This is a genomic window from Halopelagius inordinatus (assembly GCF_900113245.1).
In the GTDB taxonomy this organism is placed as follows: Archaea; Halobacteriota; Halobacteria; order Halobacteriales; family Haloferacaceae; genus Halopelagius; species Halopelagius inordinatus.
In genome coordinates, this window is record NZ_FOOQ01000003.1 from 121014 (window position 1) to 147052 (window position 26039).

Annotated in this window: 27 protein-coding genes; 15 read left to right on the top strand and 12 right to left on the bottom strand. The window is 61.3% G+C overall.

The features are described from left to right. Positions 1-21 precede the first annotated feature (21 nt). Complete coding sequence (locus BM167_RS13230) at positions 22-1998, bottom strand: hypothetical protein (protein ID WP_092893198.1); 1977 nt, start codon at positions 1996-1998, stop codon at positions 22-24. Between the two features lie 378 nt (positions 1999-2376). Here BM167_RS13230 and BM167_RS13235 point away from each other — a divergent pair, with 378 nt between their 5' ends. Beyond that, a complete protein-coding gene (locus BM167_RS13235) occupies positions 2377-3543 on the top strand; it encodes a glycosyltransferase family 2 protein (protein ID WP_092893199.1) in 1167 nt (388 codons plus the stop codon). A gap of 42 nt (positions 3544-3585) precedes the next feature. Here the strand turns inward: BM167_RS13235 and BM167_RS13240 are convergent, their stop codons facing one another. Together BM167_RS13240 and BM167_RS13245 are read right to left on the bottom strand one after the other, a co-directional pair. Beyond that, positions 3586-4587, bottom strand: coding sequence for a DUF1616 domain-containing protein (locus BM167_RS13240; protein ID WP_092893200.1), 1002 nt, complete (start codon positions 4585-4587; stop codon positions 3586-3588). A gap of 73 nt (positions 4588-4660) precedes the next feature. Beyond that, positions 4661-4933, bottom strand: coding sequence for a DUF8044 family membrane protein (locus tag BM167_RS13245; protein ID WP_092893201.1), 273 nt, complete (start codon positions 4931-4933; stop codon positions 4661-4663). Between the two features lie 197 nt (positions 4934-5130). Here BM167_RS13245 and BM167_RS13250 point away from each other — a divergent pair, with 197 nt between their 5' ends. The 6 genes from BM167_RS13250 (at position 5131) to BM167_RS13275 (ending at position 12920) form a co-directional block, all read left to right on the top strand. Continuing rightward, positions 5131-6378, top strand: coding sequence for a protoporphyrinogen/coproporphyrinogen oxidase (locus BM167_RS13250; protein ID WP_092893202.1), 1248 nt, complete (start codon positions 5131-5133; stop codon positions 6376-6378). 27 nt (positions 6379-6405) lie between these two features. Beyond that, entirely contained in the window at positions 6406-7809 is a 1404-nt protein-coding gene (locus tag BM167_RS13255) for a sulfatase-like hydrolase/transferase (protein ID WP_092893203.1), read from the top strand. 146 nt (positions 7810-7955) lie between these two features. Beyond that, on the top strand, positions 7956-8885 hold the full coding sequence (locus tag BM167_RS13260; protein ID WP_092893204.1) for a glycosyltransferase family 2 protein: 930 nt from the start codon (positions 7956-7958) through the stop codon (positions 8883-8885). 648 nt (positions 8886-9533) lie between these two features. Then, a complete protein-coding gene (locus BM167_RS13265) occupies positions 9534-10541 on the top strand; it encodes an NAD-dependent epimerase/dehydratase family protein (RefSeq protein ID WP_092893205.1) in 1008 nt (335 codons plus the stop codon). Positions 10542-10645: 104 nt separating this feature from the next. Beyond that, positions 10646-11956, top strand: a complete 1311-nt coding sequence (locus BM167_RS13270; protein ID WP_092893206.1) for a glycosyltransferase family 2 protein — start codon at positions 10646-10648, stop codon at positions 11954-11956. 76 nt (positions 11957-12032) lie between these two features. Then, positions 12033-12920, top strand: a complete 888-nt coding sequence (locus BM167_RS13275) for a polysaccharide deacetylase family protein (protein WP_143095510.1) — start codon at positions 12033-12035, stop codon at positions 12918-12920. 77 nt (positions 12921-12997) lie between these two features. Here BM167_RS13275 and BM167_RS13280 read toward each other — a convergent pair whose 3' ends face one another. Next, positions 12998-13873 carry an inositol monophosphatase family protein gene (locus BM167_RS13280; protein ID WP_092893207.1) on the bottom strand — a complete coding sequence of 292 codons (876 nt, stop codon included), beginning with the start codon at positions 13871-13873 and terminating at the stop codon, positions 12998-13000. 140 nt (positions 13874-14013) lie between these two features. Next, positions 14014-14679, bottom strand: a complete 666-nt coding sequence (locus tag BM167_RS13285) for a sugar phosphate isomerase/epimerase family protein (RefSeq protein WP_092893208.1) — start codon at positions 14677-14679, stop codon at positions 14014-14016. 230 nt (positions 14680-14909) lie between these two features. Between BM167_RS13285 and BM167_RS13290 the strand changes: the two genes are divergently transcribed. Then, on the top strand, positions 14910-15170 hold the full coding sequence (locus BM167_RS13290; RefSeq protein ID WP_092893209.1) for a hypothetical protein: 261 nt from the start codon (positions 14910-14912) through the stop codon (positions 15168-15170). Positions 15171-15663: 493 nt separating this feature from the next. After that, positions 15664-15900: a DUF6684 family protein gene (locus BM167_RS13295; protein WP_092893210.1), complete on the top strand. Its 237-nt coding sequence runs from the start codon at positions 15664-15666 to the stop codon at positions 15898-15900. Positions 15901-16481: 581 nt separating this feature from the next. Here the strand turns inward: BM167_RS13295 and BM167_RS13300 are convergent. Both BM167_RS13300 and BM167_RS13305 read right to left on the bottom strand, forming a co-directional pair. After that, positions 16482-17141, bottom strand: coding sequence for a helix-turn-helix domain-containing protein (locus BM167_RS13300; RefSeq protein WP_092893211.1), 660 nt, complete (start codon positions 17139-17141; stop codon positions 16482-16484). Positions 17142-17308: 167 nt separating this feature from the next. After that, a complete protein-coding gene (locus BM167_RS13305) occupies positions 17309-17821 on the bottom strand; it encodes a hypothetical protein (protein WP_092893212.1) in 513 nt (170 codons plus the stop codon). Between the two features lie 256 nt (positions 17822-18077). On the opposite strand from BM167_RS13305, the gene BM167_RS13310 reads away from it, so the two are divergent. Next, positions 18078-19739 carry an NADH-quinone oxidoreductase subunit D gene (locus tag BM167_RS13310; RefSeq protein ID WP_092893251.1) on the top strand — a complete coding sequence of 554 codons (1662 nt, stop codon included), beginning with the start codon at positions 18078-18080 and terminating at the stop codon, positions 19737-19739. Between the two features lie 32 nt (positions 19740-19771). Here the strand turns inward: BM167_RS13310 and BM167_RS13315 are convergent, their stop codons facing one another. Both BM167_RS13315 and BM167_RS13320 read right to left on the bottom strand, forming a co-directional pair. Next, positions 19772-20053, bottom strand: coding sequence for a hypothetical protein (locus BM167_RS13315; RefSeq protein ID WP_092893213.1), 282 nt, complete (start codon positions 20051-20053; stop codon positions 19772-19774). Positions 20054-20101: 48 nt separating this feature from the next. After that, the gene (locus BM167_RS13320) at positions 20102-21640 is read right to left on the bottom strand and encodes an FAD-dependent oxidoreductase (protein WP_092893214.1); all 1539 of its coding nucleotides are present in this window, start codon (positions 21638-21640) and stop codon (positions 20102-20104) included. 139 nt (positions 21641-21779) lie between these two features. Here BM167_RS13320 and BM167_RS13325 point away from each other — a divergent pair, with 139 nt between their 5' ends. Together BM167_RS13325 and BM167_RS13330 are read left to right on the top strand one after the other, a co-directional pair. After that, positions 21780-22115 (top strand): DUF7130 family rubredoxin-like protein, encoded by a 336-nt coding sequence (locus BM167_RS13325; RefSeq protein ID WP_092893215.1) that lies wholly within the window; start codon positions 21780-21782, stop codon positions 22113-22115. 78 nt (positions 22116-22193) lie between these two features. Beyond that, entirely contained in the window at positions 22194-22754 is a 561-nt protein-coding gene (locus tag BM167_RS13330; protein ID WP_092893216.1) for a hypothetical protein, read from the top strand. Positions 22755-22912: 158 nt separating this feature from the next. Here BM167_RS13330 and BM167_RS18570 read toward each other — a convergent pair whose 3' ends face one another. Together BM167_RS18570 and BM167_RS18900 are read right to left on the bottom strand one after the other, a co-directional pair. Further along, positions 22913-23089: a hypothetical protein gene (locus tag BM167_RS18570; RefSeq protein ID WP_177213372.1), complete on the bottom strand. Its 177-nt coding sequence runs from the start codon at positions 23087-23089 to the stop codon at positions 22913-22915. 391 nt (positions 23090-23480) lie between these two features. After that, positions 23481-23609: a hypothetical protein gene (locus BM167_RS18900; protein ID WP_281244636.1), complete on the bottom strand. Its 129-nt coding sequence runs from the start codon at positions 23607-23609 to the stop codon at positions 23481-23483. Positions 23610-23978: 369 nt separating this feature from the next. On the opposite strand from BM167_RS18900, the gene BM167_RS13335 reads away from it, so the two are divergent. The 3 genes from BM167_RS13335 to BM167_RS18970 all read left to right on the top strand — a co-directional run bounded on the left by BM167_RS13335 (position 23979) and on the right by BM167_RS18970 (position 25610). Then, complete coding sequence (locus tag BM167_RS13335; protein WP_092893252.1) at positions 23979-24332, top strand: hypothetical protein; 354 nt, start codon at positions 23979-23981, stop codon at positions 24330-24332. Further along, positions 24325-25353, top strand: a complete 1029-nt coding sequence (locus BM167_RS13340) for a DUF7972 family membrane protein (protein ID WP_092893217.1) — start codon at positions 24325-24327, stop codon at positions 25351-25353. The genes BM167_RS13335 and BM167_RS13340 overlap by 8 nt, the downstream gene beginning before the upstream one ends. 191 nt (positions 25354-25544) lie before the next feature. Continuing rightward, on the top strand, positions 25545-25610 hold the full coding sequence (locus BM167_RS18970) for a mechanosensitive ion channel family protein (protein WP_394327244.1): 66 nt from the start codon (positions 25545-25547) through the stop codon (positions 25608-25610). A 103-nt stretch (positions 25611-25713) separates the two neighbouring features. On the opposite strand, the gene BM167_RS13345 is transcribed toward BM167_RS18970, so the two are convergent. Beyond that, positions 25714-26016 carry a hypothetical protein gene (locus BM167_RS13345; RefSeq protein WP_092893218.1) on the bottom strand — a complete coding sequence of 101 codons (303 nt, stop codon included), beginning with the start codon at positions 26014-26016 and terminating at the stop codon, positions 25714-25716. Positions 26017-26039 lie beyond the last annotated feature (23 nt).

Genomic DNA, 26039 nt, shown 5'->3' on the forward strand with positions numbered 1-26039 from the left:
CGGTTCCGCTAAGTCGGCCGCTTACGCTACAGAGCTGTTTTTACTGCCGGACGAACTCCGTTGGACGACGACGTCTCCGTTGGAGTAGACCACGTCACCGGCGTGTCGGTTCCATCGGTAGTCGTCGGCAGAGACCGTTTCGGTCACTTTGACGTCCCCGCTGTATAACCCGGATTGGATCTCGGTGACGTCGACTTTGATCCCCTGCTTTCGGAACGCATCGACTGACATGACGGTGAGGTCGGAGCCGGACAGTATCCGTTTGCTCCGGTGACTGGCTTCGAGGCGGTCGAACTGGCTCTCGTCGAACCCCTTGTCGAGCGCCCACGTGTACTGTCGGAGGTAGACGTACATGTCCGACCGACTGGTCGCCCGTTGCTGCTCCGCCATGTGCCCGTACACGAACTCGGTCGTAGCCATCTCCTCTCCGGAGAGATACTCCTGGGGTCCCTTCTGGATGCCCGCGAGGTCGGTGAGTCCCGGATGCGTGAGACCGCTCGCAACCGTGGTGAAGACGAGAACGAGAGCGAAACCGACCACGGCCGCCGTCCGAAGACTGCCCGTCCTTCCGCTCTTGATGACGTGTCTAATACCGACTGCCGGGAGGAGGACGACGAACGGGAGGACCATCAGCCGCCACCGGTTGAACTCGGCCAGCCCTTCTAACGGAACCCACGCGGGGTTGGGAAAGTACAGTAGCGTGGCCGGTACCGCCCCGAGAACGACTACCTTCCAGCGCGGGTCGGACAACTGCCTCGAACGGAGAAGCACCCACGCGCCGACGCCGCCCACCGCCATGAGGAACGCGTAGTGGAGGCTGTCGACGAAGAACGGAAGCGAACGCTCGAGGAGTTCCGGAACCGAAGCGTACGACTGAGCGATGTAGGAGACCGCTGGAATACCGTCTGCCGAGGCGCTACTGAAGAACACCCACACGAGGATTTCGCTGAATTTCGTCGTGACGACGGCCCAGTAGACGCCGAACATCAGACAGAGCGTGGCGAAAAGCAGCATCGTGTTACTTCGGTACGCCATTTCCGGGTCGTGCCGGGCCCGAATCGACAGGTACGCCACGGGCATCGCAGTCAGGATGATCGCCATCAGGATGCTGACGTGGTGGGTGAGAATCCACGCGACGAGGAGAGGGACGGTCACGAGGAGGTCCCGACCGCTCCAAGAGCCCCTAAACAGGAGGAACAAGAACAGACAGAAGAACGTGAAGCTCATCGACTGGTAGTGCGCGACGGAGCCGTAGTGGATGTACGCGATGTTGATGGCCATCAGTACGGCCCCGACGACGGCGAACGAGCGAGATGACGTCAGATACCGGAAAAATAGATACGCGGACAGGAGCACGATCTGGAACATCGCGATGACGAGAGCCCCGGTGAGCAGTCGGGGTTCGAGTCCGGTGAACGCCATTCCGACGCTCGAGAGGACGTGAAACGCGGCGAAAGCGAAGTACCGCGTGCCCTCTATCGACCCGAGGAACCCGGCGTCGCGCAGCACGATGGCCGTGGAGGTGTGGTTGACGGTGTCGGCCGTGCTCACGTAGTACGCCACCGTGAAGACCTGCGAGCAGAGCACCGACACCGACGCGCCCAACAGGAGAGCGAGGTCGACACCGCTCAGGAATCGGTCCCGTTCCAGTACGACCGAGCGGAGGAGAACGACCACGAACACGACGGAGATGCCGAGGTAGAACTCGGCTCCGGGTCCGAGCAGAGCGAGTATCGCGATACTCGCCAACAGCACGATGGCCGGGACTCGGGGATCGAGTACCCTCGTCAACGACGCCGACGTCGGTTCGTCCGACGCTCTCACGAGGAGGAGGAGGAGGATATCGACGAACAAGACTGCGACCAGGACGTAGAGACCGAGACCGACGAACCGCGGACGTCCGATCCGCAGCGTGAGCCACAACCCCGCCACGACGACGACGTGAGTGGCGAGAAGCGCTACTCTGAGAGCGGTATCACGAGTAGCCTTCGGGAGCATGCGTGGACATCTCTGGCGGACATATTTATATATTTTCTAGCTCGCCGACGTTCGCGGGTCGAGTGGTGCGGTCGTCACGCCGATTGCAAAATCCGCGCGAAGAGATGACCGCTCACGTGGTGCCCGAACTACTATCGACGCTAAGTCGTGTCCCACCACGAAACATTCGGCGTACAGAGCGTTCGCGTGACTAGCACCGCGTACCTGGTACGGAAGACGGTTACCGAACTTCGAGAGTTCGACCGTCCGGTATCTATAAGGAGTATTTCCATGACCTGTGAAGTAGAATGTCTCGGGTACTCAGCGCCGAAGCCAGCGTAGTGTTACCGCCGTTCGACCACGCCACGGATCCGTCCTGCGGTCACCGATAGAGAGAACATGTCTGTACTGCTCAAACTCGTTTTCTGGGTGGCGGCTCTCGTTTTGCTCCACGTGTACTTCCTCTATCCGGGGGTCCTATTCGTTCTCGGATCCATCCTCGACCGTTCGGTGACAAACGAGGTGACGGACGGCCGGTGGCCGTCCGTCTCACTCGTCATCGCCGCCTACAACGAAGAGGAGATCATAGAGCAGAAAATCAAGAACTCGTTCGAACTCGACTACCCCGAGGAGAAGTTAGAAATCGTCGTCTTCTCCGACGCGTCCTCGGACGACACGGATCAAATCGTCCGCTCGTACGAGGACGAAGGGGTACGTCTGGAACGCATCGAGGGGAGGGTCGGGAAGACGGCCTGCCAGAACAAGGTGACCGAGAGGTTGGACAGCGATATCGTCGTGTTCTCCGACGCAGACAGCATGTACGAGGAGGACGCCATCAAACGGCTAATCGAGAAGTTCGGTCCGAACGTCGGGTGCGTCGTCGGGGAACTCTGCTACGACAAGTACGGAGTCGAAGCCGAGTCGGCCTACAGGACGTTCGAGAAACTGATCAGGCGCTTAGAACCCACGGTGAGTTCGGCCGCCGGCGCGAACGGATCGATATACGCCGTCAAGCGCTCCTCGTATGTGCCGCTTCCCCCGGATCAGATTAGCGACTTCGCCGAACCGCTGGCTATCGTCCAACGCGGGGAGCGCGTCGAGTACACCTCCGAGGCGCGAGCGTGGGAGAACACGGGAGAGAACGTCGAGTCGGAGATGTCTCGCCGAATCCGTATCGCCACTCGCTCGTGGCACACGTTCTTCGACTACGTCGACCTGTTGAATCCGGTCCGCTATCCGTTCTTCAGCTTCGAACTCGCCTCGCACTGGGTCCTGCGTTGGTTCTCTCCGTTGCTCCTCGCGGTGGTCGGCCTCAGTAACCTCCTGTTGGTCGCCTTGGGAGACAACCCGTTGTACCTCCTTTTGCTCGCCGGCCAGGCGGGGTTCTATCTTCTCGCGACGGTGGGATGGGCACTGAACCGCTCGGACCTTTCCACACCCCGAGTAGCGTACGTCCCGTACTACTTTCTCGTGTTGAACTACAGCCTCCTCGTCGCCCTCGGAAACGTCGTCCGAAACCGAAATATCGTCACGTGGGAGACCGAGACGCGGACGAACTCGGACTGACGGTCGCGCTGCCGTCTCTGTCGTCCCTATCTTCGAGCGCCACTAACTCGGTGCAGTCACGTTCACCCAGAGATGCGTTCGGCGGTACGCCTCGCCCGTCTCCGGGTTCTCTGCCCCGTCACCGCGGTACAGAGAGACGGTCAGACGGAGTCTGTCGCCGGTGAGCGACGGCGTCAACACGCGCCTCTGGCGCGTCGATTCGTTCGACGCCAGCGCGACTCCGAAGCGGTCTAACCGCTCTTCTTCGACGACGGTGGTCGAACCACCCCCGGAGCGGACTCGCTGTAACTTCGTCACGACGGTGTAACTCATCTGCTCGTGTTCGTGGTTCCGGACGCCGACCACGAGAGACCGACTCTGGGTCGCGGTGAGTTCTGTCGGGTAACCGTCGGTGACGAGTCTGCCGTCGTCGTTCTCGGTGAGAAGGTACAGCTCAGTGTACCGTTCGCCGTTCTGCTGGTCTACCAGTACGTACCCGACGCTCGCCACCGCGAGCAAGACCATCGCCGCGAGCGCCACGTTCAACGCCGCATCCGTCTGCGTCCTGTGCGGGACGAACTCGTTTCTGAAGCCGCGATACCAACGGCTGACGGGCGGTGAGAACCTCCTCTCTTCGGGGAGTTTCGACCGTCGAGTCGCCGCGAGACCGACGCAGACGACGCTAAATAGCCCCAGTGCCGCCAGCATCGGAACGAGCCGGAAACCCCACGGCGTGAAGTTGAGCGCGAACCCGAACAGCGGGACGATAGCAACGCTACTTCCCAGAGAGAGAGTGACCCGCTCTACGTTCGATAGCTGCCGGTGAGAGGCCTCCACTTCGTCCCGCGTCTCGGCCGCCGGGAAGACAGCCGCGACGAACGAGTAGCCGGGGACGAAAAGGAGAAACGGAAACGTGACGACGGCTCGAAGCGGCGTCTCGCTGACGACGGGAACCGTCACCGCCAACGCCGCCACGAAGACGGCGGCGAGGACGCCCAGAAGGTCCAACGAGAGATAACGAACCGACTCGGGTAGATACGGCCACACTCGCTCCCGAAACGACATGCCCGGAGGATTACGCCGGACTGGTAAAAATACCTCGGTGACGCCAGCCAGCGCCGAGGACGGTCAACCCCGTTCAGAACACAGTCGGAATGACCGTGAGCGCGTTTCTGATCACGAGGTACGCGAAAGCGACGAACCCGACGACGATGGGCCACTTCAGACGTGCTCGCCACCGGGGGGTGATGTTGACCGGGGCCGTCAACAGTGTCAGCAGCATGAACCCGATAAGTGAGAGGAGAAAGAACAACTCGAAGCTGAGTGCATCGATAGCTGCGAGGCCGAGAACCGATGCTAACATCCAAGCGATCTGTCCGTTGACGAACCGCTGGCGCCGAGTTGTAGCCATACTCCCATCATTCCGCTTGTTCCGCATAAACGGTCGGGTGCGAATGCTTCCAGCACCGCAGACGCCCTCAGTTCGGCTAGAAGACGGTACTCGCCTCGAACGAACCGGTAGATCAAACGTGGGGGTTGTCAGCGTCACGTTTGTGTCACACTCTCGCATACGCAAATTTAAAATACCACTCTACCGATTCCTGTTCCATGGGTGTCACAATTATCGGCGCAGGAGTCGCGGGATGTACCACCGGATATCTTCTGAGCCAACGCGGATACGACGTCACTATCGTCGAAAAAGGAGAGATCGGTGGTCTGCTGCGCGAAATCGAGTTCGACACCGGATATCACAGCGACTCCGCGCCGCACCTCCTCTTCTTCGACGAAGAAGAAGAAGCGATAGTCGGGGAACTATTCTCCGAGTTCACCGATTTGAAACATCACAACTTCTACGCGAAGAGTTACCCGACGAACGACCTCGACGAACCCCACGACTACCCCGTCACACGTTCGAACATCGACTTGTGGGAAGACCACGAGCAGATCAGAGCAGAACTGGACGAAGCCGTGGGGAAGACAGACGCGGACTACTTCGATCAGTTCATGCTGAAACAGGTCGGACCGACTCTCTACGAACGATATTACGAGGGTTACACGCGGAAACACTGGGGAATCGAACCCGACCGAATCACGGGAGACTGGTTCGACTTCAAGATCAGTTTCCCCGACGAGGAAGACTCGTTCTTCGACGGCGGTGCCTTCTACCCGCAAAAGAAGTACACGACGATTCTGCACGAGATGATTTCGGACTGCGACGTCGTCCGCGACGGGGTGACCGGCCTCGACACCAACGGAAACGAGATTCGAGCGCTCGAAACCGAGAGCGGCCGGCGTATCGAAGACGACCTATTCGTCAGTACTATCGACCCGAGCATCCTCGTCGACGACGTCGACGTGTCGCTCAACTACCGCAGCATGGTCATTCTGGGAGCGCACGTCGAAGCATCCGAACGGCTGTTTCCCCCGCACGTGAACTGGGCGTACTTCCCGAACGAGTACGAGTTCACGCGCGTCACGGATTACGATTTCACGCCGCAGGAGATACCCGAAGACGAGTACATTCTCACCATCGAGTTCCCCTGTTTTCTCGACGAAGACATGTGGTCTCGGTCGGACGAGTGGTTCGAGGACTACTTGCTCTCGTTTTTCGACGACCACGACATCGAAGCGGAGGTCCTCTCGCTGGAAGCGCGACGCGCCCCGCGCGCGTATCCGCTCCCCGTCGAAGAGGAACTCGAGAAGTTCGAACTCATCAACGGGCGAGTTAGCGAGTACGAGAACATGCACAACCTCGGTCGCGTGAGCACGTACGAGTACATCTGGATCAAAGATATCGTCCAGCAAGCCTACGAGACAGTCGACGACATTACCGCGAGGGCAGCCCCTCGAGAGTGATCGAACGGTGATCTCACTTGTGTGTCTATGCGAATAGACGACCTCCTCCGATCGGTGAAGAGTTCCTTCGGCGAGGAAACGTACGACCTGCTTCGCGAACGTCTCCGTCCGCTGTATCGGACCGCGAGGTACGACGTCGTCCAACCGGTACAGAACCGCCTGCGATTCGAGCGGCGGTTACGCGATGTTCCGGCCCAGCAGTTGGACGACCGGGACGTGCTATTCGTCGTCGTCGACTGCTTGCGCAACGACCACCTCTCTCGGGCGGGGTACGATCGAGAGACGACGCCGTTTCTCGACAGTCTGTCGGGGTACTCTCCGAACTGCGTCGCGGCCGCGCCCTGGACGTACTCGTCGGTTCCGTCGCTACTGAGCGGGCTCTACGCTCACAATCACGGTGCCGCCTACGATCAAGAGCTCCGCAATCAGAGCGTCAAAAACCCTCCAGCGACGGTTCGCGAAGACGTCTACACGCTCCCGGAGTTACTCGCGAAAGACGGCTACGAGACGTACTTCGACAGCGCAATCGTCACCGCCGAACTCCCCGTTCGCGGGCGGTTCGAGCGAACCGCGGTCCACCACGATGCGCCCGCCGACGAACTGATAGACAGATTCCTCGACTGGTGGGATTCGACCGGCGAGAGCCGGTTCGGATATCTCCAGTTGGGCGATTTACACTCCCCCCTTCACCGACCAGAGGAGTCGCCGTTCGGCGAAGTCGAGGACGTCCCGAACGTCGAACGCTGGGACTTCACCACGACGACCGAACCACGCGAAGAGTTCGAGACGTACCGACGAGAGCGGATTCGGCTCTACGACACCGTCCTCCGGTCCGTCGACGCGGAACTCCGTCGACTGTTCGAGGCGCTCTCGGCGCGTGGGGACCTCGACGACACGCTCGTCGTCGTCACCGGCGACCACGGTGAGGAGTTCTGGGAGCGAGTCGAACTCGAACGACGGCATTTCCACGACCCGCGCGGCGCTTACGGGACTGGGCACGGTCACGCACTCGTTCCAGAGGTGCTGTTCGTTCCGCTGATACTCGCCGGTGGCTGGGAGCACAACACCGACGGAGTCGTCTCGACGACCGACGTCGTTCCGACGGTTCTGGCGGAACTCGGCGCCCGCGACTCGGTGGGGGAGTACGACGGAGTTCCCCTCGATCGTCCTCCCGAAGACAGAGTGGTGCTCTCAGAAGAGATCGCCTACGGCTACGACCAACAGGCGGTCGTCCGAGGTTCTCATCTGCTCATCGACTCGCCGCACGAGTCCGAGACGGTCGTCCTCGACCTCGAATCCGACCGACAGATCGACGACCCGGACGTCGAAGCCGAACTCCGGTCGTTCTTGACCGACGACAAGCGCGTGGGGGACCCCTCTCATCTCGACTCTCGGACGGAGGACCAACTCGCGGACCTGGGGTATCTGTGACCGGTGTCGAATCCGAGAGACCCGCTGACCGCGGCCGGGCCTCCACTCGCGTCGAGTCGTAAGGTCGCGCCGCGCCTCGGCGAGACAGCGAGAGTCCCGACCACCGGAACGTATTTTGACCGCCTGGACATCACCAGTACCAATCGATGGGACGATTACTATCGCGAGACCGGACCAAAGAGGAGGAGTACCCCCTCGTCGGAATCGTCGTCCTCACGTGGGAGAACTACGAGGACACGGCCGAGTGTCTCGAATCGATACGGTCTGTCGCGTATCCGAACTTCGAGACCATCGTCGTCGACAACGGGTCGGCCGACGGGTCGCGGGAACGGTTGGTCGAGGAGTTCGACTGGTGTACGTTCGTCTTGAACGACGAGAACAGGGGATTCGCGGGCGGAAACAACCCCGGAATCGCCTGCGCTCTCTCCCGGGGCGTGGACTACGTCCTCCTCTTGAACAACGACACCGTCGTCGAACCGGATTTCCTGACTCCTCTCGTCGAGACGGCGGAGAAAAACGAGGACGTCGTCGGCGTCGGCGGCGTCGAGTACCGCGCCGGAAGCGACGAGATACTCCGCGCCGGCGGGAAGTTCTACCCCTACCTCGGCGGACGCGTCACGCCGGTGCGGGAGGTAGAGGCCGAAACCCCGTACGAGACGAACTACGTCCCCTCGTCGTTGCTCCTCCTCGACGGAGAGTTCGTCGAAACCAACGACGTGCTCCACGAGGGGTACTTCCTGGGCATGGACGACGTCGACGTCGCCGTGCAGGCCCGAAAGCAGGGAAAGCGGATGTTCGTCGACCCCCGGTCGACGATTCACCACAAGGAAGGGATGACCGGCGATAGGAGTCCGTTCATGACCTACCACTGGATGCGAAACCGATTACAGTTCGCGTCGATGCGACTGACCGGTCTCACCCGTGGTATCTTCTATCTGATGTTCGCGCTGACCGTCGTGCAGTTTTCGCTCATCTGGATTGCCAGGCGACGCGGTGACCTACTCCGTTCGACCTATTACGGCGTGGCCGACCACGCCCGAGACGGCGGGTTCCGCTCGTACGAGTTCTTCGGGTAGACGCAGATTGGGACGGTACTCCGCGCCTTCGGGCGGTTTAGTGCTTTTGACGGGGTTTTTCAGGTCGCCCGAATCGGTGCCGCCGGGTCTGTGTACCGTCACCTCGAGGAAAGTTCTCTTCGAGTTCCGGTTTCCAGTCGACCCTCGACCGCCGCTGATTACGCGTTTTCTTCCGCCTGACGGCCGTACTGACGGGAAATCCGAGGAACTGACGGCCGCTTCCCGCTCCGCATTAATGTAATCCTAACAACATCTATGAATCGCTGCGGGCGTTTCGTTGTCACGTTAGTTATTGCTTGTTTGTGACTCGCATCTTCGTCAGCGCTCGAATAGCATTACAATACTAGAATTGTAATTGTATGCGAGGCCCAGTCGTTCGATACGGCCAGATAAATGAGATTTCTCCAGAGAGACCGGTTGATTCCCGTCTCGGTTACAACGGCCATAACACCTATTAGGGATTTTTGTTTTATATTATCTGACATCACTGTAGACGTCTCTCTCGAATCAGAAAATAAATCCGTGATTTCTACGCTATATTTTACACTTTCGGCAGTTTGTATTCTAATGGTGAAAGTACGGTGTCTGTATATTACAGACAAGATGTCATTTGGAATGATTTAATAGCTATCACTTTTCTCTTAGCCCATGGGCAAGCGAGTCTTCATTACCGGTATCGCGGGCTTTCTCGGAAGCCACCTAGCCGACGCGTTCATCGAAGAAGGGTACGAGGTGGCCGGAAACGATAATCTGATCGGCGGATACGAGAGCAACGTCCCCGGCGAGGCGGAGTTCCACCACGTCGAGTGCCAGGACGTGGACGCGATGAAGGAAGCGATGGGCGACGCGGACATAGTCTATCACACGGCCGCACTCGCACACGAGGGACTCAGCGTCTTCTCGCCGGCGTTGATAAACGATCACCTCTATCAGGCGACGTCCGGGACGTTAGCCGCGGCGGCCGACTGCGACATCGACCGTTTCGTCTACTGTTCGAGTATGTCTCGATACGGAGAAAACGAGACACCGTTCACCGAAGACATGGAGCCTCGCCCGCAGGACCCGTACGCGATAAGCAAAGTCGCCGCGGAGGATCTGACGAAACTACTGGCCGACGTCCACGGGTTCGAGTACGTTATCGCGGTTCCGCACAACATCATCGGCCCGAGACAGAAGTACAACGACCCGTTCCGGAACGTCGCGGCTATCTTCATAAACCGGATGTTGCAGGGGAACCAGCCGATCATCTACGGAGACGGCGAACAGAAGCGTTGCTTCACGTTCATCCAAGACGACGTCCGCCCGCTAAAGAAACTCGCGCACGAGGACGCTGTCGTCGGCGAGACGATCAACATCGGTCCGGACGACGAGTTCATCACGATCAACACGCTGGCGGAGGTCATCGCCGACATCATCGACTTCGACTTGGATCCGATCTACGTGGAGGGCCGACCGCAGGAGGTCCAACTGGCCAACTGTTCGGCGGACAAAGCGCGCGAACTCCTCGACTACGAGCCGCGATACACCCTCCGCGACGGACTCGAAGAGATGGTCGAGTGGGTTCAAAGCGAAGGTCCGAAAGAGTTCGAGTATCACCTCGACCTCGAAATCGTGACCGAGCAGACGCCGGATACGTGGAAAGAACAGATGATCTGAGATGCCGCCCACGCTCGAACTCGGCGTAGATCGTTCTGTCGAGGGGCGGACAGGGACGTACCAGCGAGACATCCCGGGAACAACGGAGACGGGGGATACGGAAGATGGAACCAAACACGCCAGTTGAAGTCAACGTACTGAACCGAGATAAGCCCGCTATCGGAATCGTCGCGACCGACGACAACCACGACGCGATCGCGCGAATCGCGCTTCGCGCGAACCGGCGAGGCTACTCGCTACTCGTCACCTACGCCGGGGACTCCGAACCCGACTCGATCGAGATCGCCAGAGAGGCGGCCGCCATCGTCGTCCCCGCTCCCGGTACGGACTCCGTCGACGACGTCGGCGAGGACCAACTGTCGAAGACGGCGCGAGACCTCGGGTTTCCGGGGGTCGTCATCCACAGACGACACGACGAGTACGTCGACTACGATGCCGTCAAACAGTCCGAGCGCACCTCGAACGGGGAGTTCTACACCGTGGACGCGTTCAGCCGTTCGGCCGGACGCCAGAACTGTAACGTACTCGTCGGCATCCCCGCGTACAACGAGGGCGACCGGATAAGCGACGTCGTCACGGAGACGCGGAAGTACGCAGACATGACCGTCGTCGTCGACGACGGGAGCGCGGACGACACGGCGGAGATATCGCGGCGTGCCGGGGCCGTGGTCATCGAACACGAGCAGAATCGAGGGTACGGCGCGGCGTTACAGACGCTGTTCAAAGAGGCGAAGCAGCGCGACGCAGGGCACCTCGTAATCCTCGATGGCGACGGGCAGCACGACCCGGCGGACATCCCCAAACTCGTCGAGCGCCAGCGAGCGACCGGCGCGGAACTCGTCGTCGGGGACCGATTCGGCGAGGGCGCCAACAGCGACGTACCGCTGTACCGCCGATTGGGTCTCACGACCATCAACGTCCTCACTAACCTCAGTATGGGCGTCGTCCGCTCCGACGCGTGGATTCGAGATACGCAGAACGGATTCCGAGCGTACGACAAGCAAGCGATTCGAACGCTCGCAGAGACGAATAGTCTCGGCGAGCAGATGAGCGCGAGCACCGACATCCTCCACCACGCTCACAACCGAAAGTACGACATAGAGGAGGTGGGGACGACGGTCCGGTACGATATCGAAAACGCGAGCACTCACAATCCGATCAAACACGGCACCATCCTCGTGAGTAACATCCTGCGCACGGTAGAACGAGAACGGCCCCTGTTGGTGCTCGGGTTCCCCGGGTTCGCGAGCGCTTTCGTCGGACTCGGTCTCGGGTACTGGACGGTGTCGACGTATCTACTGACGAACGACTTCCCGCTCGAACTGGCGACCGTCGCCTCGTTCACAACGCTCGGCGGGCTCCTCGCGTGTTTCACAGCGATAATTCTCCACTCGCTCAAAGCGCACTATCCGTGACCGTGACAACGTTATCCTGCCGCCGAAACCGCCGAAACCGCCGTTCACACCGCCCGTCGAACACTCCGGAGGGCCGATGAGCGATCGAACGCGCTCGGGAACCGAAGCGATGAACGACCACTCGACGAGGCGGTCGATGGAGTGGCCGCGTCCGAAACAGGTCTACCTGACGCTCGACTTCGAGTGCGATTTCGGGACCGCGCTCGAGACGAACACCTACCAGGCCGTTTCGCGAGTCGACCGACTGGTCTCGGTCCTCGAATCCACGTCGACGCCGCTCACCTGCTTCGTCCAGACGGAACTGTTCGACGCCCGGCCCGAGGCGGTCGAATCGCTGAGACGGTGCGACGTCCCGGTTCGGTTTCATCCCCACTCGCACACGCACCGTCCGCGCGACCGGACGTCGATACGGGACGAAGTCGAGACGAGTACCGAGCGGTACACCCACTTCTTCGGCGAGCGTCCCACGGGGTATCGGTTCCCGAACGGCAACGTTCGAGACGCCGACTACGAGATACTGGCAGAGGCGGGATATCGGTTCGACGCGAGCGTCTTCCCGACGTGGCGACCCGGACACTTCAACAATACCGACGCGCCGACGACGCCGACGTACCTCGGCGAGTTCGACCTCTTCGAGATTCCGTTCACGGTTCTCGCTCCGTACGCGCCCGTCCCGACGGGACTCTCCTACGCGCGGATATTCGGCCGACCGTACACGAGTCAGTTGCGGCGCGCCCCACCTCGGCCGGTCGTGTTCAACATACACATGCACGACCTCTACACGCCGCCCTCGGTCGAACGCCTACCACGCCTGTACCGGGCGCTGTACCGTCGGAACGATCACGGATTCGAACTGCTCCGGAGAATCCTCACCCGATTTCACCGGTCGGAGTACTCCTTCGGCACTATCGACGGCGCGCACGAGCAGTTACGCGAGAGGACTCGCTCGCTCCCGCGGGAGTAGCCTGACGGACACAGTTTTCGCCGAAGACGGGAGAGTATCCGAACGCGCCGTCTCCCGTACCCCTCCAGAGATTGCGATCAGTCCGAGAGGAGTTCCGCGACTTCGGTCGCGAACTCTCGGTTCGCCGCGACTACGACGTCGTGCGGTTTCCCCTCGGTGAAGCCTATGCGTCGAGAGCGAAGGGAGCGGCCGTTCCAGTCAGTGACGGTGCCACCCGCCTCCGCGACGAGGCGAAACGCTCCGGCGAGTTCTTCGGCCGTCGACCGTTTCCCCTCGTGGAGGAGGCAGTAGTCGCCCGAGACGGCGACGTCGTACGCTCCGCGCGCGACGAGCGCCGAGTGGTGGCCGAGACTGCGGAAGTCACCGGGATATCCCAACCCCCAGAGCGCGGACGCGAGGTCAGACCGCTCAGCGAGCATATACTGGTCGACGAGTACGCCGGGCGGAGTCTGATCCGACATCGTGACAGCCGTTGTTTGGAGGCGCGTGCGCCGTCCATCCGGTTCCTCGGCCCACCGTCTCGTAAGGAACGCACCCTCGTCTCGGTACGCCTCGTACAGATCGCCCGTCGGGAGGACGAGATACCCCATCGCGACGACATCGCCGAACGTCGGGTCGATATCGTCGCAGATAGCGATGACCGGACCGAACGGTAGTTCACCGATTCCGTTCGCCAGATTGGCCGTGCCGTCGATTTCGTCGACGATGACGAGGTAATCGGCGTCGGAGGCGGTCGTCGTCGCCTGCTCTTCCGTGAGGACGGAATACCGTTCGTCCCGTTCGGCGAAGAACTGTTCGAACCGTTCGGTGAGCGAGCGGTCGAAGTCGGTCGTGAAATCGGAATCCTCGGTAGGTACGGCCGTTCGGTCTTCGTTCGACAGTTCTCCGAACGCACTGCGTGCGCGTCGGAGCGCACCTCGGACGACCGGTCGAAAGCGAGTCTGTTCGCTCACGTTCTGCGCTCCGTTCGAGACATGAACGACGCGTTGGTCTCAGTACCGGGTAGTAGTACCGATTCCGTCCATTGGACTCTTAGGGAGGCCCGGTGTCGGGATTCCACCCCGAGCCGTCAGTTACCGGAGAGTGTGAGGTGTTAGCGCTCGCTCACGAACTCTCTCGCCGCCTCTTGAGCGGACGGCATCACTTCTAACACGAGGAGACCGTCGAACTTCTCGGTGACGAGTCGAGTGACGCTCTCCATATCCATCGCTCCACCTCCGAACTCGAGTCCGTCTCTGGTGAGAGTCGAGTCGCAGAGGTGGATGACGCTGATACGGTCGCCGAACTCCGTGAGCAGTCGGTCGATAGTCGAAACGTAGTCCTCGTCTGCCATGTAGAGGTGCGCCGTGTCGAGGACGAGTTCGTGTCCCTGATCGATGATTACGCTCTCTACGTGTCGCGGGCTGATCCCCGGGTTGTTCTCGTAACCGTACTCTGACTCGAACGCCAGTCGCTCGAGTTCGGGGATGTGCATGTGGATGACTCGATTCGAGTGTACGACCAGGTACGCGTCGAGAGCGTTCGACAACTCGTCGGCCCGCACCATCCACTCCGGGTCGTCGATCGGAACGTGTGGGGTGTGAACGGAGACGACGTCGACGCGCGCATCGGCGACGATTTCGAGGGTTTCGTTCACGTCCTCGAGGTGAGACCGTTCGAGATACAGTTCGACGTCGTCGAAACCGCGGTCGTTCGCCCGTTCGAGTTCCAGAGGCTCCGGAGGGGCTTTTCCCACGATGGTGAGGTCGTCTTCACTCACGGTCGGCCCCTCCGCACGGAGTCACTTGTGGCTCCACGGAAACAGTCGAGATGCCGGTCACAGTCGAAGATGAACGGGTGCGGATTTAAACCTCTTCGTCGGCGGTTCTGTCCCGGTCTCACCCGCTGAGGGTACCCAATAGATATAATACGAACGGCGTGAGTAGTCAGTTCAGTGTCAAATTCTCGCTGCGGAGAGGCGGGGATTCGACCGGTGGAGAACACAGACCTATGAAGATAGCACGGATATCGATAGCGTTGTTAGCGTTGTTCGCTCTCACAGTCGGGGCGACAGGCATCGTGGCGGCGGAACCGAACCAAGCCGCGACGGACAAGCACAGCACGTGGACCGACGCGGGTAACAACGGACACGGGAACGAGTGTGACGGAGACGACGTCGCAGGGTCGGAAAGCGAACTCGAAATGAGCGAAACGGGAGAGTTAGCCCGCGAGAACAACTCGCCGGTCTGGGGCGCGCGGTGCCCGCCGTGACGAGAGAGAGACCGGCGTCGCTCGATCACTAGGGGCACGGACGGTCACTCCCCCTACGATAGAGGGTGGTAAAATTACGCTTCCGCCGAGCGGATACTCGATGAAATCGCGCTGTCGGCGACAGATATGTAGTTGGACTCACGGTGTAAAATAGCTGAGACTACCGCGGTCACAACCGCTCAGAATCCACAAACCACCGAATCTTGTCGATATCCCTCTCCGATGGAACAATTTACTTCGAGTAGCGAAGCCGTCGATATAGCCTAAAACATCGTTGATAGTAGAGTATATAACGAAGAATAGGGTCATATTTCGCGTCGAAGCGAGAATATGTAAATAGTATATTACTTCGATATGTGTCCAACCGGTTCTGGGTTCGCGTTCTTCATAGCGGAATCACACCTGCGGCAGTACGAACGCGTCCGCGGGGCGGGGTGACGCGCGACCCCGGGTGGCCGAAATTACTTTCCCGCACCTCTCCCGATGGGTGTGTATGGTTTCACTCGGAGCAACGGGAATCGACCGAGAGACGCTTCTCGACCTCGTGGTGAACATCATCCCCATGGGGATTTTGCTCTTTTTCGTCGGCGTCTTCTTGGTGTACATGCCGTGGGAGGAGAATCTGTTTCTCACCGTCGTGAGCCACTTTCTCACGCTCTTCCCCCTCGCCATGCTGGCGCTTCTGACGTACGTCTCGGCCAGGGTTATCAGTCGAGACGAAGACGAGTAAGGGTCCGTTCGGCTGCAAGGCGCCGTCTCACGGCACCGTATCGGCGGGCTGTGAACCTTGGCGACAGTGTTCCGACGCTCGAAGTCCCGACTCGCGGGTAGATTCCGGCCGTCAAAGTAAAGCCAACCGAGCCCGAACGCTGTGGTGGGTGGTAACATACATCAGTTCAGGCCAGCCACGTCTCCGGAGACGACGCCACCGGACGAGTCGACGAAAGAACGGGGCGTTCGAGAACCGAATCGACGGAGTTGAGCCACTGAGCCGAGACGGATGGGTCGGATTCGCCGACGCCGCAACGACCCGTTTCGTGTGCCATTTTACGCTCCACCCGTCGTCGGGCCGCCGCGCCGGCGACGGGACGCCGGTTTTCTCAGAGCACCCGAACTCGTGTTACAGTATTATGTCTGTAACCCACAGTATCTTTTTTCGATATGTACGAGGTAACCACCAGACCGGCACGCCGCCGAAACCGACGCGGACGAAGAGGTGACGTTCATTTCTCGATGGAGATGACGCGCCGGTATCACGTCGCCGAGTCGGCCCGGTCGGTGTTCGATTTCGAGAACCGGTCGTCGAAGTCCTCAGTCGAAACTGAGCGTCTGGCCCTCCAGGGCGGATTCGATGAGCATCCGGTGGCCGCGTCGAAGTCGCTCCGAGAGCGCTTGGTGGCTGATACCGAACTCCTCTGCGAGTTCCTCCATCGTCGTCCGCCGCGGAATCTCGAAGTAGCCTTTCTCGACGGCCATGAGGAGCGTCTCGTACTGCTCTTCGGTGAGTTCACCGGGACTCGGAGTCTGTGAGTCCATCTTCGTGATGCGGGCCACGTCGACGGAGAAACCGTGGTCAGTCGTGTCGTCGACGACTTTCGAGATGTCGTCTCGGTCGAGAACCAACAGGCGGAGGACCCACTCGTCGTCCTGCCCGCAGGCGGATATTATCTGGCCGTCGCGCTGGAAGATTATCTCTCTGAGGACGGACAGGCGCGGGGAGTCCCACTCTATCTCGTAGAGCCAACTCTCGGCGCGTTGGGAGACGGCCTCGAAGTCGCCGACGCTCTCGTCGGCGTCGAACGCCGCCTCTATCTCCTCTCTGGGTGCGCCCCACACCCGGACGTACGACATCGAGACGGCCCGGTCCGCGGCGACCGACTGTATCATCTCGAACCTGAGGTTCGGTACCACCTCGAACGCGTGTTCGAGCGCTAAATCGCAAGCAGGGATGCGGACTGTCACGAGACTCATGGTAGTTTTCGAGACCAACGCACGGCTCCGGTATATGCGTTATTCCCAACGGACCACACTGTCTACGAGGCGAATAGGCTCGGGAGGATGAGAAGAGCGGTTCCGAACACCGTCGCGTCCCCATCAAGAGCGGGTTTGCGAGGCGCGAGGTGAAGGGGAAGTCGAGGTTATCGTTCGGACCCGAACCACGCGCCGAGGACGAGTCCGTACACGACGTGGCTCAGGTGGAAGACGAACCGTTCGTCGTCGTCGAGGTCCAAGCGAAGGACCCGCCGTATCAGCGTCACGACCCCGAACACGGAGAGGAGGACGCCGTAGACGAGGCCGAGCGCCGTCGTTCGCTTCTCCGTCTCCGCCGAGGAGTCGGTCGGCGCGGAGACGAGTGCGCCGAACACCCCCCCGGAGACGATGCCGTAGAACAGGTGAAGCATTGCGCCCGGGACGACGTGGTCCTCGGGTTCGCCCCCGCTTACGTACTTCGCCCAGAACCACGACGTCGGCGGGGGCGACTTCGAGACGGAGATACGGAAGCAAGACATCACGACGGTGGCGACGCCCCCGGCGGCGAGTCCCTTCACCCCACCTCTCACCCGACTCCGTTCGAGGATGGCGGTGATCGTCGGTTCGAACAGTCTCTCGGAGTCGTCGTGAGTCGCCCGCGTACTCTGTGATGAAGTCATAGCGTGGGAACGTACCTCTCGGGCGGTCGTTCGGTCCCTACCGGATAAACGCTTCTGGCCCGCACGAACCGCACACGGAGAGGAGATGCCCTCACTGCGCCCGACGGCGTCCGATATGACTCCGTCGGCCGAAGGTTCAAGAGTATCGTTCACACACCAACAAACGTACGCCGGGAACCAGCGACGCGAGGCGTCGACTGGCGACCGTCCCGGCATCACCGTCGGACGCGTGCGGTCCGACGAGGAAGATCCCGCCATGAGCTCACAACGACCCACCCAGACGACAGAAGATGAGACCGTCGCCAGCAGCGACGACGTCGACGCGCTTCTCGAACAGTACACCGTCGGCCGGGACGACCACGTCAACGCCCCCGCGTACGTCGTGCGTGCAGACGACGTACAGGAAGTCCTGTTCAAACTTCGCGACGAGGCCGGATTCGACCACCTCTCGTGTCTCTCCGCTCAAGAGTACGAGGACCGCTACGAGTCTATCTACCACCTCACGAGCTACGACGACCGGCGGCGAGAGGTCAGCATCGTCGTTCCGGCGGCGAAGGACGGCCCGCGGAGTCAGACCGCATCGCCCGTCTTCGAGACCGCGAACTGGCACGAACGAGAGGCGTACGACCTCGTCGGCATCGAGTACGACGGCCACCCCGACATGCGGCGCATCCTCCTCCCCGACACGTGGACGGGACACCCGCTTTCGCTCGATTACGACCAGGACCGACCGCAGGTCGTCTCGCTCCGAGAGAACGCGTCGCTGTTTCAGTCAGAGACGCAGACAGAAGACGACGACACGCTGTTCATCAACGTCGGGCCGCACCACCCGGCGACGCACGGCGTCCTCCACCTGAAGACGGTTCTGGACGGCGAACAGGTCGTGGACGTCGAACCCGACATCGGCTACCTCCACCGCTGTGAGGAACAGATGGCCCAACAGGGGACGTACCGACACCAGATAATCCCGTACGCGGACCGCTGGGACTACACGGCGAACATGCCGAACGAGTGGGCCGTCGCACGAGCGATAGAGGACCTCGCGGACGTCGAGGTGCCGGAGTACGCGCAACTGCTCCGCACGATGTCGGTCGAACTCGGGCGGATGCTCGGACACTTCCTCGCGCTCGGAACGTTCGCGCTGGACGTCTACGGCGACTTCACCGCCATCTTCCAGTACGCGATGCGGGACCGCGAGAAGGTGCAGAACATCTTAGAGGACCTCACCGGTCAGCGCATGATGTTCTACTACTTCCGTATCGGCGGGGTCGTCTGGGACATCCCCGAACCGCGACAGGAGTTCTTCGAGAAGATTCGGGACTTCATGGACGACATCCCGCCGACGCTCGAAGAGTACCACGACCTGATGACGAACAACGAGATATTCCAAAAGCGCACCGTCGGGACGGGCGTCCTCCCGTCGGACGTCGCGAAGGATTACGGCGTGACCGGACCGGTCGCCCGCGGGTCCGGCGTCGACTACGACCTGCGCCGCGACGACCCCTACGGCTACTACGACGAACTCGACTGGGACGTCGTCACCGAAGACACCTGCGACAACTTCGCTCGCGTCCTCGTGCGAATGCGCGAAGTCGAGGAGTCCGCGAAGATAATCGAACAGTGCGTCGACCTGCTCGAAGACTGGCCCGAAGAAGAGCGCAACATCCAGAGCAACGTCCCGCGAACCCTCCGCCCGGAGGCCGACAGGGAGATTTACCGCGCGGTCGAAATCGCGAAAGGAGAGTTAGGCGTCTACATCCGGTCGGACGGCACGGACAAGCCCGACCGGTTCAAGATACGCAGTCCGTGCTTCCACAACCTCTCTGCGTTGCCCGAGATGTCGAACGGCGAGTATCTGCCGGACCTCGTCGCGACGCTGGGAAGCCTCGACATCGTCCTCGGAAGCGTCGACCGGTGACGGAGTCGAGATAACTCTCACACCGCGTCGCTCTACTCCTTTATCTTCTCGACGATGTCTTCGGCGGCGCTCTTCGCCTCGTCTTCGTCGTCTACCTCGTCCACCGGGACGAGGACGCTCTGGGTCTCCCAGTCGTCGTCGCCGCCGCCGTCTTTGTGACCGGTTCGAACTTCGCTCCCTTCGACGACGGACTCCGCGGCGTTTGCGGCCCAGTCGGGTGTCCGAATCGTATCGAACTCGTCGGGGTCTGCATAACGGACGTGGTAGTAGTCGTCTCCCTCTTCGACGGTTTCTATCGATCGGTCCTCGGCCATGTCCGGTCGTTCGCTCGGGGAGAGAAAAAATCGTCCGGCCGCCTCCGGTCAGTCGTCGGACCCGGGACGAGGCAGGTCCTCGACTGCGGGGCCGTCGATGACCGACCCGTCGACTCCGAACCGCGACCCGTGACAGGGACAGTCCCACGACTTCTCCGCGTCGTTCCAGTCGACGATGCAGTCCATGTGCGTGCAGACGGCGGAGACGGCGTGGAGTTCGCCGTCCTCGTCGCGATAGAGGCCGTACGGTTTGCCGTCGTGGCGGACGATTCGCGACTCGCCCGCGGGCGGCGTGACCGTGTCGGACCCGAACAGGCTCTTTGCCCACCCCCCGACGAACTCCTTTGCCACCTCGGTGTTCTCTTTGAGTGCCTTCCCGGCGCTCGACTTCGAGAGTCGCGTCGGGTCGAACACCGACTCGTAGGGGTTCGACCGGCCGAGCGCGAGGTCCGCGAGGAGTTCGCCCGCCGCCGTCCCGTTCGTCATCCCCCATCCGCCGTACCCCGTGCCGACGTAGATACCGTCGGTCGTGGGGCCGAGGCGTCCGACGAACGGGACCTTGTCCGGCGTCGAGAAATCCTGCGTCGACCACCGGTACGGCATCGACTCGACTTCGAACTGCTCGCCCGCGTACCGTTCGAGGCGTCTGTAGCGCTCTTTCTCGTCTCCCTGCCCCGTCTTGTGTCCCTCGCCGCCGACGATGAGCAGGTCGTCCTCTCCGGCGACTTTGGTGCGAAGCGACCGTCCGGGTTCCTCCGCGCGGTAGTACATCCCCTCACTCGGCGCGTCGTCTGTTCGAATCGTCACGACGTACGAGCGGTGAGGATAGAGGCGAGAGAAAAAGAGGCGGTGGTCGAGAAGTGGGAAATGCGTCGCGACGACGACGGCGTCGGCCGTCAGCGTCCCGCGTTCGGTGACCACTCGGTTCCCGTCGCCGGACTCCACGTCCGTCGCTTTCGTCCGTTCGAAGACGTCGTTTCCGGCGTCTTCGACGGCCTCCGCGAGAGCGAGGAGGTACTTCCGCGGGTGAAAGCGCGCTTGGTCGTCGACGCGGATAGCCGCCTCGACGTCGAAGGGGAGGGGCGTCTCCTCGACGAACTCCGCGGGGATATCGAGGGCTCGGGCGGCCTCGACTTCGTCGGCGATGTCGGAGCGTTTCTCGGCGGATTCGGTGTACGTGTAGGCCGGGGTCCGGTCGAAGTCGCAGTCGATATCGTACCGTTCGACCCGGTCTCGGACCGTCTCTATGGCGTCTTGATTCGCGTCGGCGTACTGCCGCGCCAACGTGTCGCCGAACTCCGAGCGGAGGTGGTCGTATATCAGCCCGTGCTGGAGCGTCAACTTCGCCGTCGTCTTCCCCGTCACCCCCTCTACGATTCGACCGGATTCGACGACGGCGACGTCTTTTCCCTCTTCTGAGAGTTTCGTCGCCGCGGTCAGTCCGGTGATACCGCCGCCGACGACGGCGACGTCGACCTCTCTGTCGCCGTCGAGCGGCGGGTACGACGTTCTATCGGTCGTCGACATCCAGACGGACTCTGTCGGGTGCTGTTCGGTGCCGTTCGTCACGTTGGTATCGTCGCTCATGATGGGTGGTATCGGCCGCGAGAGCAACGGAGGGATTCTCGTTATCGGGTCAAAAACGTCGTGCCTGCGAGAAACGTCGAACTCGACTGCGCCGCCGAGAGGGGGTGAGACTAAGTACCAAACACACCAACAGAGAGCCATGAGTAGTTACGGAGAGACGCCGAACGACGACGACAGAGCGGAGGTCAACGAACTGGCGTTCGGGACGACCCTGTACACCGAGGACGGGACGGAAGTCGGGACGATTCGAGGGATGACGAACGCGGGCGTGTTCGTGACGGTCAGAGAGGGCGTAGAGGAACTCTCCGTCGAACACGCGCGTTCGGGCCACAACTTCGGAATGGCCGAACTGATGTGGCGGTGCACCATCTGCGGCGAGATGGGCGAGATAGGGAAAACGGACGGCGGACTGCCCGAAGCGTGTCCCAACTGCGACGCACGGAAAGAAGAGATGACGTACTGGACCGAAGACTAGCGCGAGACGTCCCCCCGACGACCGGACCCTTAACTTGCAGGCACGTTCCTCTTTGACGGCCTGACCGTACGTCGTTCGATGGCATCTCGAAGAGCGTCGCAGTCGGGAGACGAATCGAGCGGTGGACAGAGTTCTTCGCTGAAGTCGCGCGGAAAGTCGATAGCCACGGACGTCGTGCAAAAACGCGGGCGAGAGATGTTGAAAGACGTGCTGAAGGAAGCGATGGTGGAAGCCATAGAGGAAGCCGACCGATACGACCGCGAGCAACCCGTAGCCGATGCGGAGAGCGTCGAGTCCGAAGCGGAGAGCGCGGAGGACGAATCGCAGGCGACCGAGGGGACCGAGTCGAGTGAATCCTCGGATTCGTCGTCTTCGAAGCTCTCGTGGATCGTTCCGCTCGGTATCGCGGCCGCCGCCGTCTACCTCTGGCGGCAACAGATGTCCGACGGAGAGGGCGTCCAGAAGTCGATAACCGAGTGGAAAGACGACGAGGAGTCCTCGGACGACGAGGACGCGGGTTACGGAACCGCCGGCGGTTCCGACATGGAGTCTCCCGAGGGAGTCGACGACGACGAAAGCGGCCGCGCGAGCACCGAATCGGACGACGACGACGCGGCCGAGACGACCGAGACGGCCTAACGGCTCGGCCCGGAGGTTTTCGGTCGACGGAGAACTCTTCTACTCTCTCTATCCGGACGGCGTGCGGCCGTAGCCGAATCCGACGCGAGGGTTGGGTCTACGCGAAACAGTCTCGGAAAACAGCGCTCGCGAACCGACCGACGACGCCGAGAGACCGGTCACCCGTGCATCGGCGTCACGGCGTCGAACTCGTCGTCCAACGCGAGACGGCGGTTCACCTCGGACATCGTCTCCCGTATCGAGCAGTAGTCGGCGACGCGTCTCTCGGCCGCGCGGAGTGATTTGGCTTTCTGCTTCGGGAGTTCGGCTTTCTGCCTGGTGTTTTCGAAGAACATGGGAATGGTACGCTGGGGAGGGGTGGTTTTCGCGCGAACGGGTACTCGCTGGGCGAGTACGGCGGCGACGGGAGAGGCGGCGAACGGAACGTCCGACCGCCTGCGCTCGGAGGGGGAGGCGTCGCTCCCGAGGGACGGAGAGCGAACGGGCGCAGGCAGGTGGACGTTCCGGGCCGAGTCGGTTGGGGGAGGACACATCGTTGTAGTATCTCACATAGTGTCGGTATCAGTGATACCAGCTATGCCTCAATCTTTAGGCGCGAGGATTGTTATACAGTATCAAATAGCTTCGGGAGAGGCTGAGAGAACGTGTTACGGGTTCGGTCCCGGAATCGGTCGCGACGGCTACTTGCGAACGCCGACGATGCCCCGTCGAAATCGCCCCAACGCCTCAGACTGCGGGCGCGATACCGACGTACACCGCGACGAGGTACAGAGCGATGACGAGACAAACCACCAGAATCGTCGTCAAGAGGTACGTGAGCACACCGTCCGGGGACGTTAATTCGGGTAGCTCCATGGCCCATTATCCCGCCCGCCGACTGTTAAACGATGTGGCAGAGTCGTCCCGAGAGCGAAGACGAAAGCGCGAAAGGCGAGTGCCGGTAACGCTTCGCGCCACGTTCCATTACACGGATATATCTGTAACGGGAACTGGTAGCCATCGCGGTCACTTCGGTCGCTACGAACGGATATCACTCGGTGGTAGTCCCCTCGCGTCAGCCGCAGTCGTTTTCGGGCGGTGCAAGCCAGTTCGACCAACTCTCCGGTGAGCGACTATTCGGAACCGGCGGACTGCGTTTCGGTCCGTTCGATCGGGGAGGGTCGACACGCCTGAATACGAAGGCACAGTACATACCCGAGGCCCGTCTGACATTCCAGTATGGCACTGATCGATTCACTGATAGTCTTCGTAATCAGCCTGCTCATCGGCGCGTCCGCGATTTACGTGGGTGCCCGAATCATCGTCGACGAGAGCGACTTCACGTACGCGATCGTCTCTGCGCTCATCGCGTCGATAGTGTGGAGCATCGTCGCCTTCTTCGTCGGGTGGATACCGCTTCTCGGGCCGATACTGGCGCTCGTGGCGTACATCGGCGTCATCAACTGGCGCTATCCCGGCGGATGGCTGAAAGCGAGCGGAATCGCGTTCATCGCGTGGTTGACGTCGGTCGTCATCATCTACGTCCTCTCGACGCTGGGCATCATCGCTCCGGGCGCCGCCGGTGTCGTCGGTGCCTGAATCTGACCCCCGCGCCAACCGCTCGTCCGCGTCCGCGTCCGCGAACGCGGCGTCGTCGGCTAAACGCTGGTTTCTGCTCGACGGAAACCGGTACGTCCTCGTCGCCGTCCTCGCCGCGATTCAGTTCGGGATACTGCTCGCGTTGGGGTGGTCGGGACTGCTCCCGATGGCGTCCGCAAGCGCGAACAACAGCCTGTTCGCCTCGGCGAACACGGGCCTGTTCACGCTCGTCACGATAACGATATCCATCAACCAACTCATCCTCTCGCGGATACTCGGCACGCCCGAGGAGATACAGACGCGAATGGACAGCGTCGAGACGTTCCGCAGCAGACTCGACGAGATGGACCCCCAGAAAGCGGTAAGTCCGATCGAACCGCCGCAGTTCCTCCGGTTCGTCATGACCGTGCTTCGGGACCGGGCTCGCGCCCTCGACGCCGCGTTCGAAGCGGAGAGCCACGACACCCGCACGGGCGAACGCGTCGACGAACTCGTCGATTCGGTCTCCCTGCTGAGCGAACGCGTCGTCGAGAAAATCGACCGCGAGGCGAGGAGAACGCAGACGAAGGACATGTACGTCTCTCTGGCCCCGGTGTTGAACAACAACTACTCACAGCACATCCACACGGTGCGATTCCTCCGGGCGACTCTCGCCGACGACCTGTCGGAGAGCGAAAGCCGAGCGCTGACGGAACTCGAGGCGGTTCTCGAACAGGTGAACCTCACCCGACACTACTTCAAGACGCTGTACACGCACGAGGAACTCGCGACGCTGACACAGGCGATGCTCCTGACCGGGGTGCCGGCGCTTTTCATCAGTGCGCTCGCCGTCCTCGCCTTCGGACAGGGAATCTCTCTCGGCCAACCGGCAAACGTGTTGCTCGTGAGTGCCACGTTCACCGTCTCGACGGTTCCGCTGTTGATTCTCTTCTCGTTCGTGCTCCGACTGACGACGGTGGCGATGCGGACGACGACGTACGGGGCGTTTCTCCCGGCCGAGGAACTCCCCGGCGGCCGGTGACGCCGTCGGCGTCGTCGCGAAGCGTCGTTACGAAGATTTCTCCGTGACACGCGGTTCGAGGCTCGAACGAGGACGCAACCCGGCAGAGAGGCATCGAAGTTAATCGGTTGTGAGCGAAGGCTCATTCGAGGAAAGAGATGACGCCAACAGCACCACAGTTAGACGCGGTACCGGAGTTCCCAGAATAAACGATAGCACAGATGGTCGCGTTCCTGCCACGACTCGTCAGCGCGTTGCTCATCCTCGTCATCGGATAGATTATCGGCATCGCGGTCGGCAAAGTCGTACAGCAACTCGCCGACGGCCGACGACGCGCGAACGTGACGGGTACCGGTCGGTCGTACGGTGCGACTGACGCGTTTACTCGTCGTCGTCCGTGCGAACGAGACGGAGGGGTTCGTCGCCGCCGACGTCCGCGTCGTCATCCTCGGCGTACACCAACGTGAGGTCCTTCTCCTCGAACTCTTCTTCGAACTCGTCCCAGCTTATCTCCTTGAGGTCCTCGTCTCGGTCTCGGAGGCCGATTCGCAGGAGTCCGCTGTCGCCCTGTCCCTCGCTCTGAGGGTCGTGCGCCGGATATCCACCTCGGTCCTCGATGACCGTTCGTGCGAGTGTCGGTTCGGTCGTGCGCCGGACATCGCTGTCGTCGGGGTCGTCCGACATGGTGCCCGAGAGATGTGGCGGGG

Coding starts and splice junctions, on each gene's coding strand:
- BM167_RS13230 (WP_092893198.1), bottom strand. CDS start 1,998: ATGCTCCCGAAGGCTACTCGTGATACCGCTCTCAGAGTAGCGCTTCTC.
- BM167_RS13235 (WP_092893199.1), top strand. CDS start 2,377: ATGTCTGTACTGCTCAAACTCGTTTTCTGGGTGGCGGCTCTCGTTTTG.
- BM167_RS13240 (WP_092893200.1), bottom strand. CDS start 4,587: ATGTCGTTTCGGGAGCGAGTGTGGCCGTATCTACCCGAGTCGGTTCGT.
- BM167_RS13245 (WP_092893201.1), bottom strand. CDS start 4,933: ATGGCTACAACTCGGCGCCAGCGGTTCGTCAACGGACAGATCGCTTGG.
- BM167_RS13250 (WP_092893202.1), top strand. CDS start 5,131: ATGGGTGTCACAATTATCGGCGCAGGAGTCGCGGGATGTACCACCGGA.
- BM167_RS13255 (WP_092893203.1), top strand. CDS start 6,406: ATGCGAATAGACGACCTCCTCCGATCGGTGAAGAGTTCCTTCGGCGAG.
- BM167_RS13260 (WP_092893204.1), top strand. CDS start 7,956: ATGGGACGATTACTATCGCGAGACCGGACCAAAGAGGAGGAGTACCCC.
- BM167_RS13265 (WP_092893205.1), top strand. CDS start 9,534: ATGGGCAAGCGAGTCTTCATTACCGGTATCGCGGGCTTTCTCGGAAGC.
- BM167_RS13270 (WP_092893206.1), top strand. CDS start 10,646: ATGGAACCAAACACGCCAGTTGAAGTCAACGTACTGAACCGAGATAAG.
- BM167_RS13275 (WP_143095510.1), top strand. CDS start 12,033: ATGAGCGATCGAACGCGCTCGGGAACCGAAGCGATGAACGACCACTCG.
- BM167_RS13290 (WP_092893209.1), top strand. CDS start 14,910: ATGAAGATAGCACGGATATCGATAGCGTTGTTAGCGTTGTTCGCTCTC.
- BM167_RS13295 (WP_092893210.1), top strand. CDS start 15,664: ATGGTTTCACTCGGAGCAACGGGAATCGACCGAGAGACGCTTCTCGAC.
- BM167_RS13300 (WP_092893211.1), bottom strand. CDS start 17,141: ATGAGTCTCGTGACAGTCCGCATCCCTGCTTGCGATTTAGCGCTCGAA.
- BM167_RS13305 (WP_092893212.1), bottom strand. CDS start 17,821: ATGACTTCATCACAGAGTACGCGGGCGACTCACGACGACTCCGAGAGA.
- BM167_RS13310 (WP_092893251.1), top strand. CDS start 18,078: ATGAGCTCACAACGACCCACCCAGACGACAGAAGATGAGACCGTCGCC.
- BM167_RS13315 (WP_092893213.1), bottom strand. CDS start 20,053: ATGGCCGAGGACCGATCGATAGAAACCGTCGAAGAGGGAGACGACTAC.
- BM167_RS13320 (WP_092893214.1), bottom strand. CDS start 21,640: ATGAGCGACGATACCAACGTGACGAACGGCACCGAACAGCACCCGACA.
- BM167_RS13325 (WP_092893215.1), top strand. CDS start 21,780: ATGAGTAGTTACGGAGAGACGCCGAACGACGACGACAGAGCGGAGGTC.
- BM167_RS13330 (WP_092893216.1), top strand. CDS start 22,194: ATGGCATCTCGAAGAGCGTCGCAGTCGGGAGACGAATCGAGCGGTGGA.
- BM167_RS18570 (WP_177213372.1), bottom strand. CDS start 23,089: ATGTTCTTCGAAAACACCAGGCAGAAAGCCGAACTCCCGAAGCAGAAA.
- BM167_RS18900 (WP_281244636.1), bottom strand. CDS start 23,609: ATGGAGCTACCCGAATTAACGTCCCCGGACGGTGTGCTCACGTACCTC.
- BM167_RS13345 (WP_092893218.1), bottom strand. CDS start 26,016: ATGTCGGACGACCCCGACGACAGCGATGTCCGGCGCACGACCGAACCG.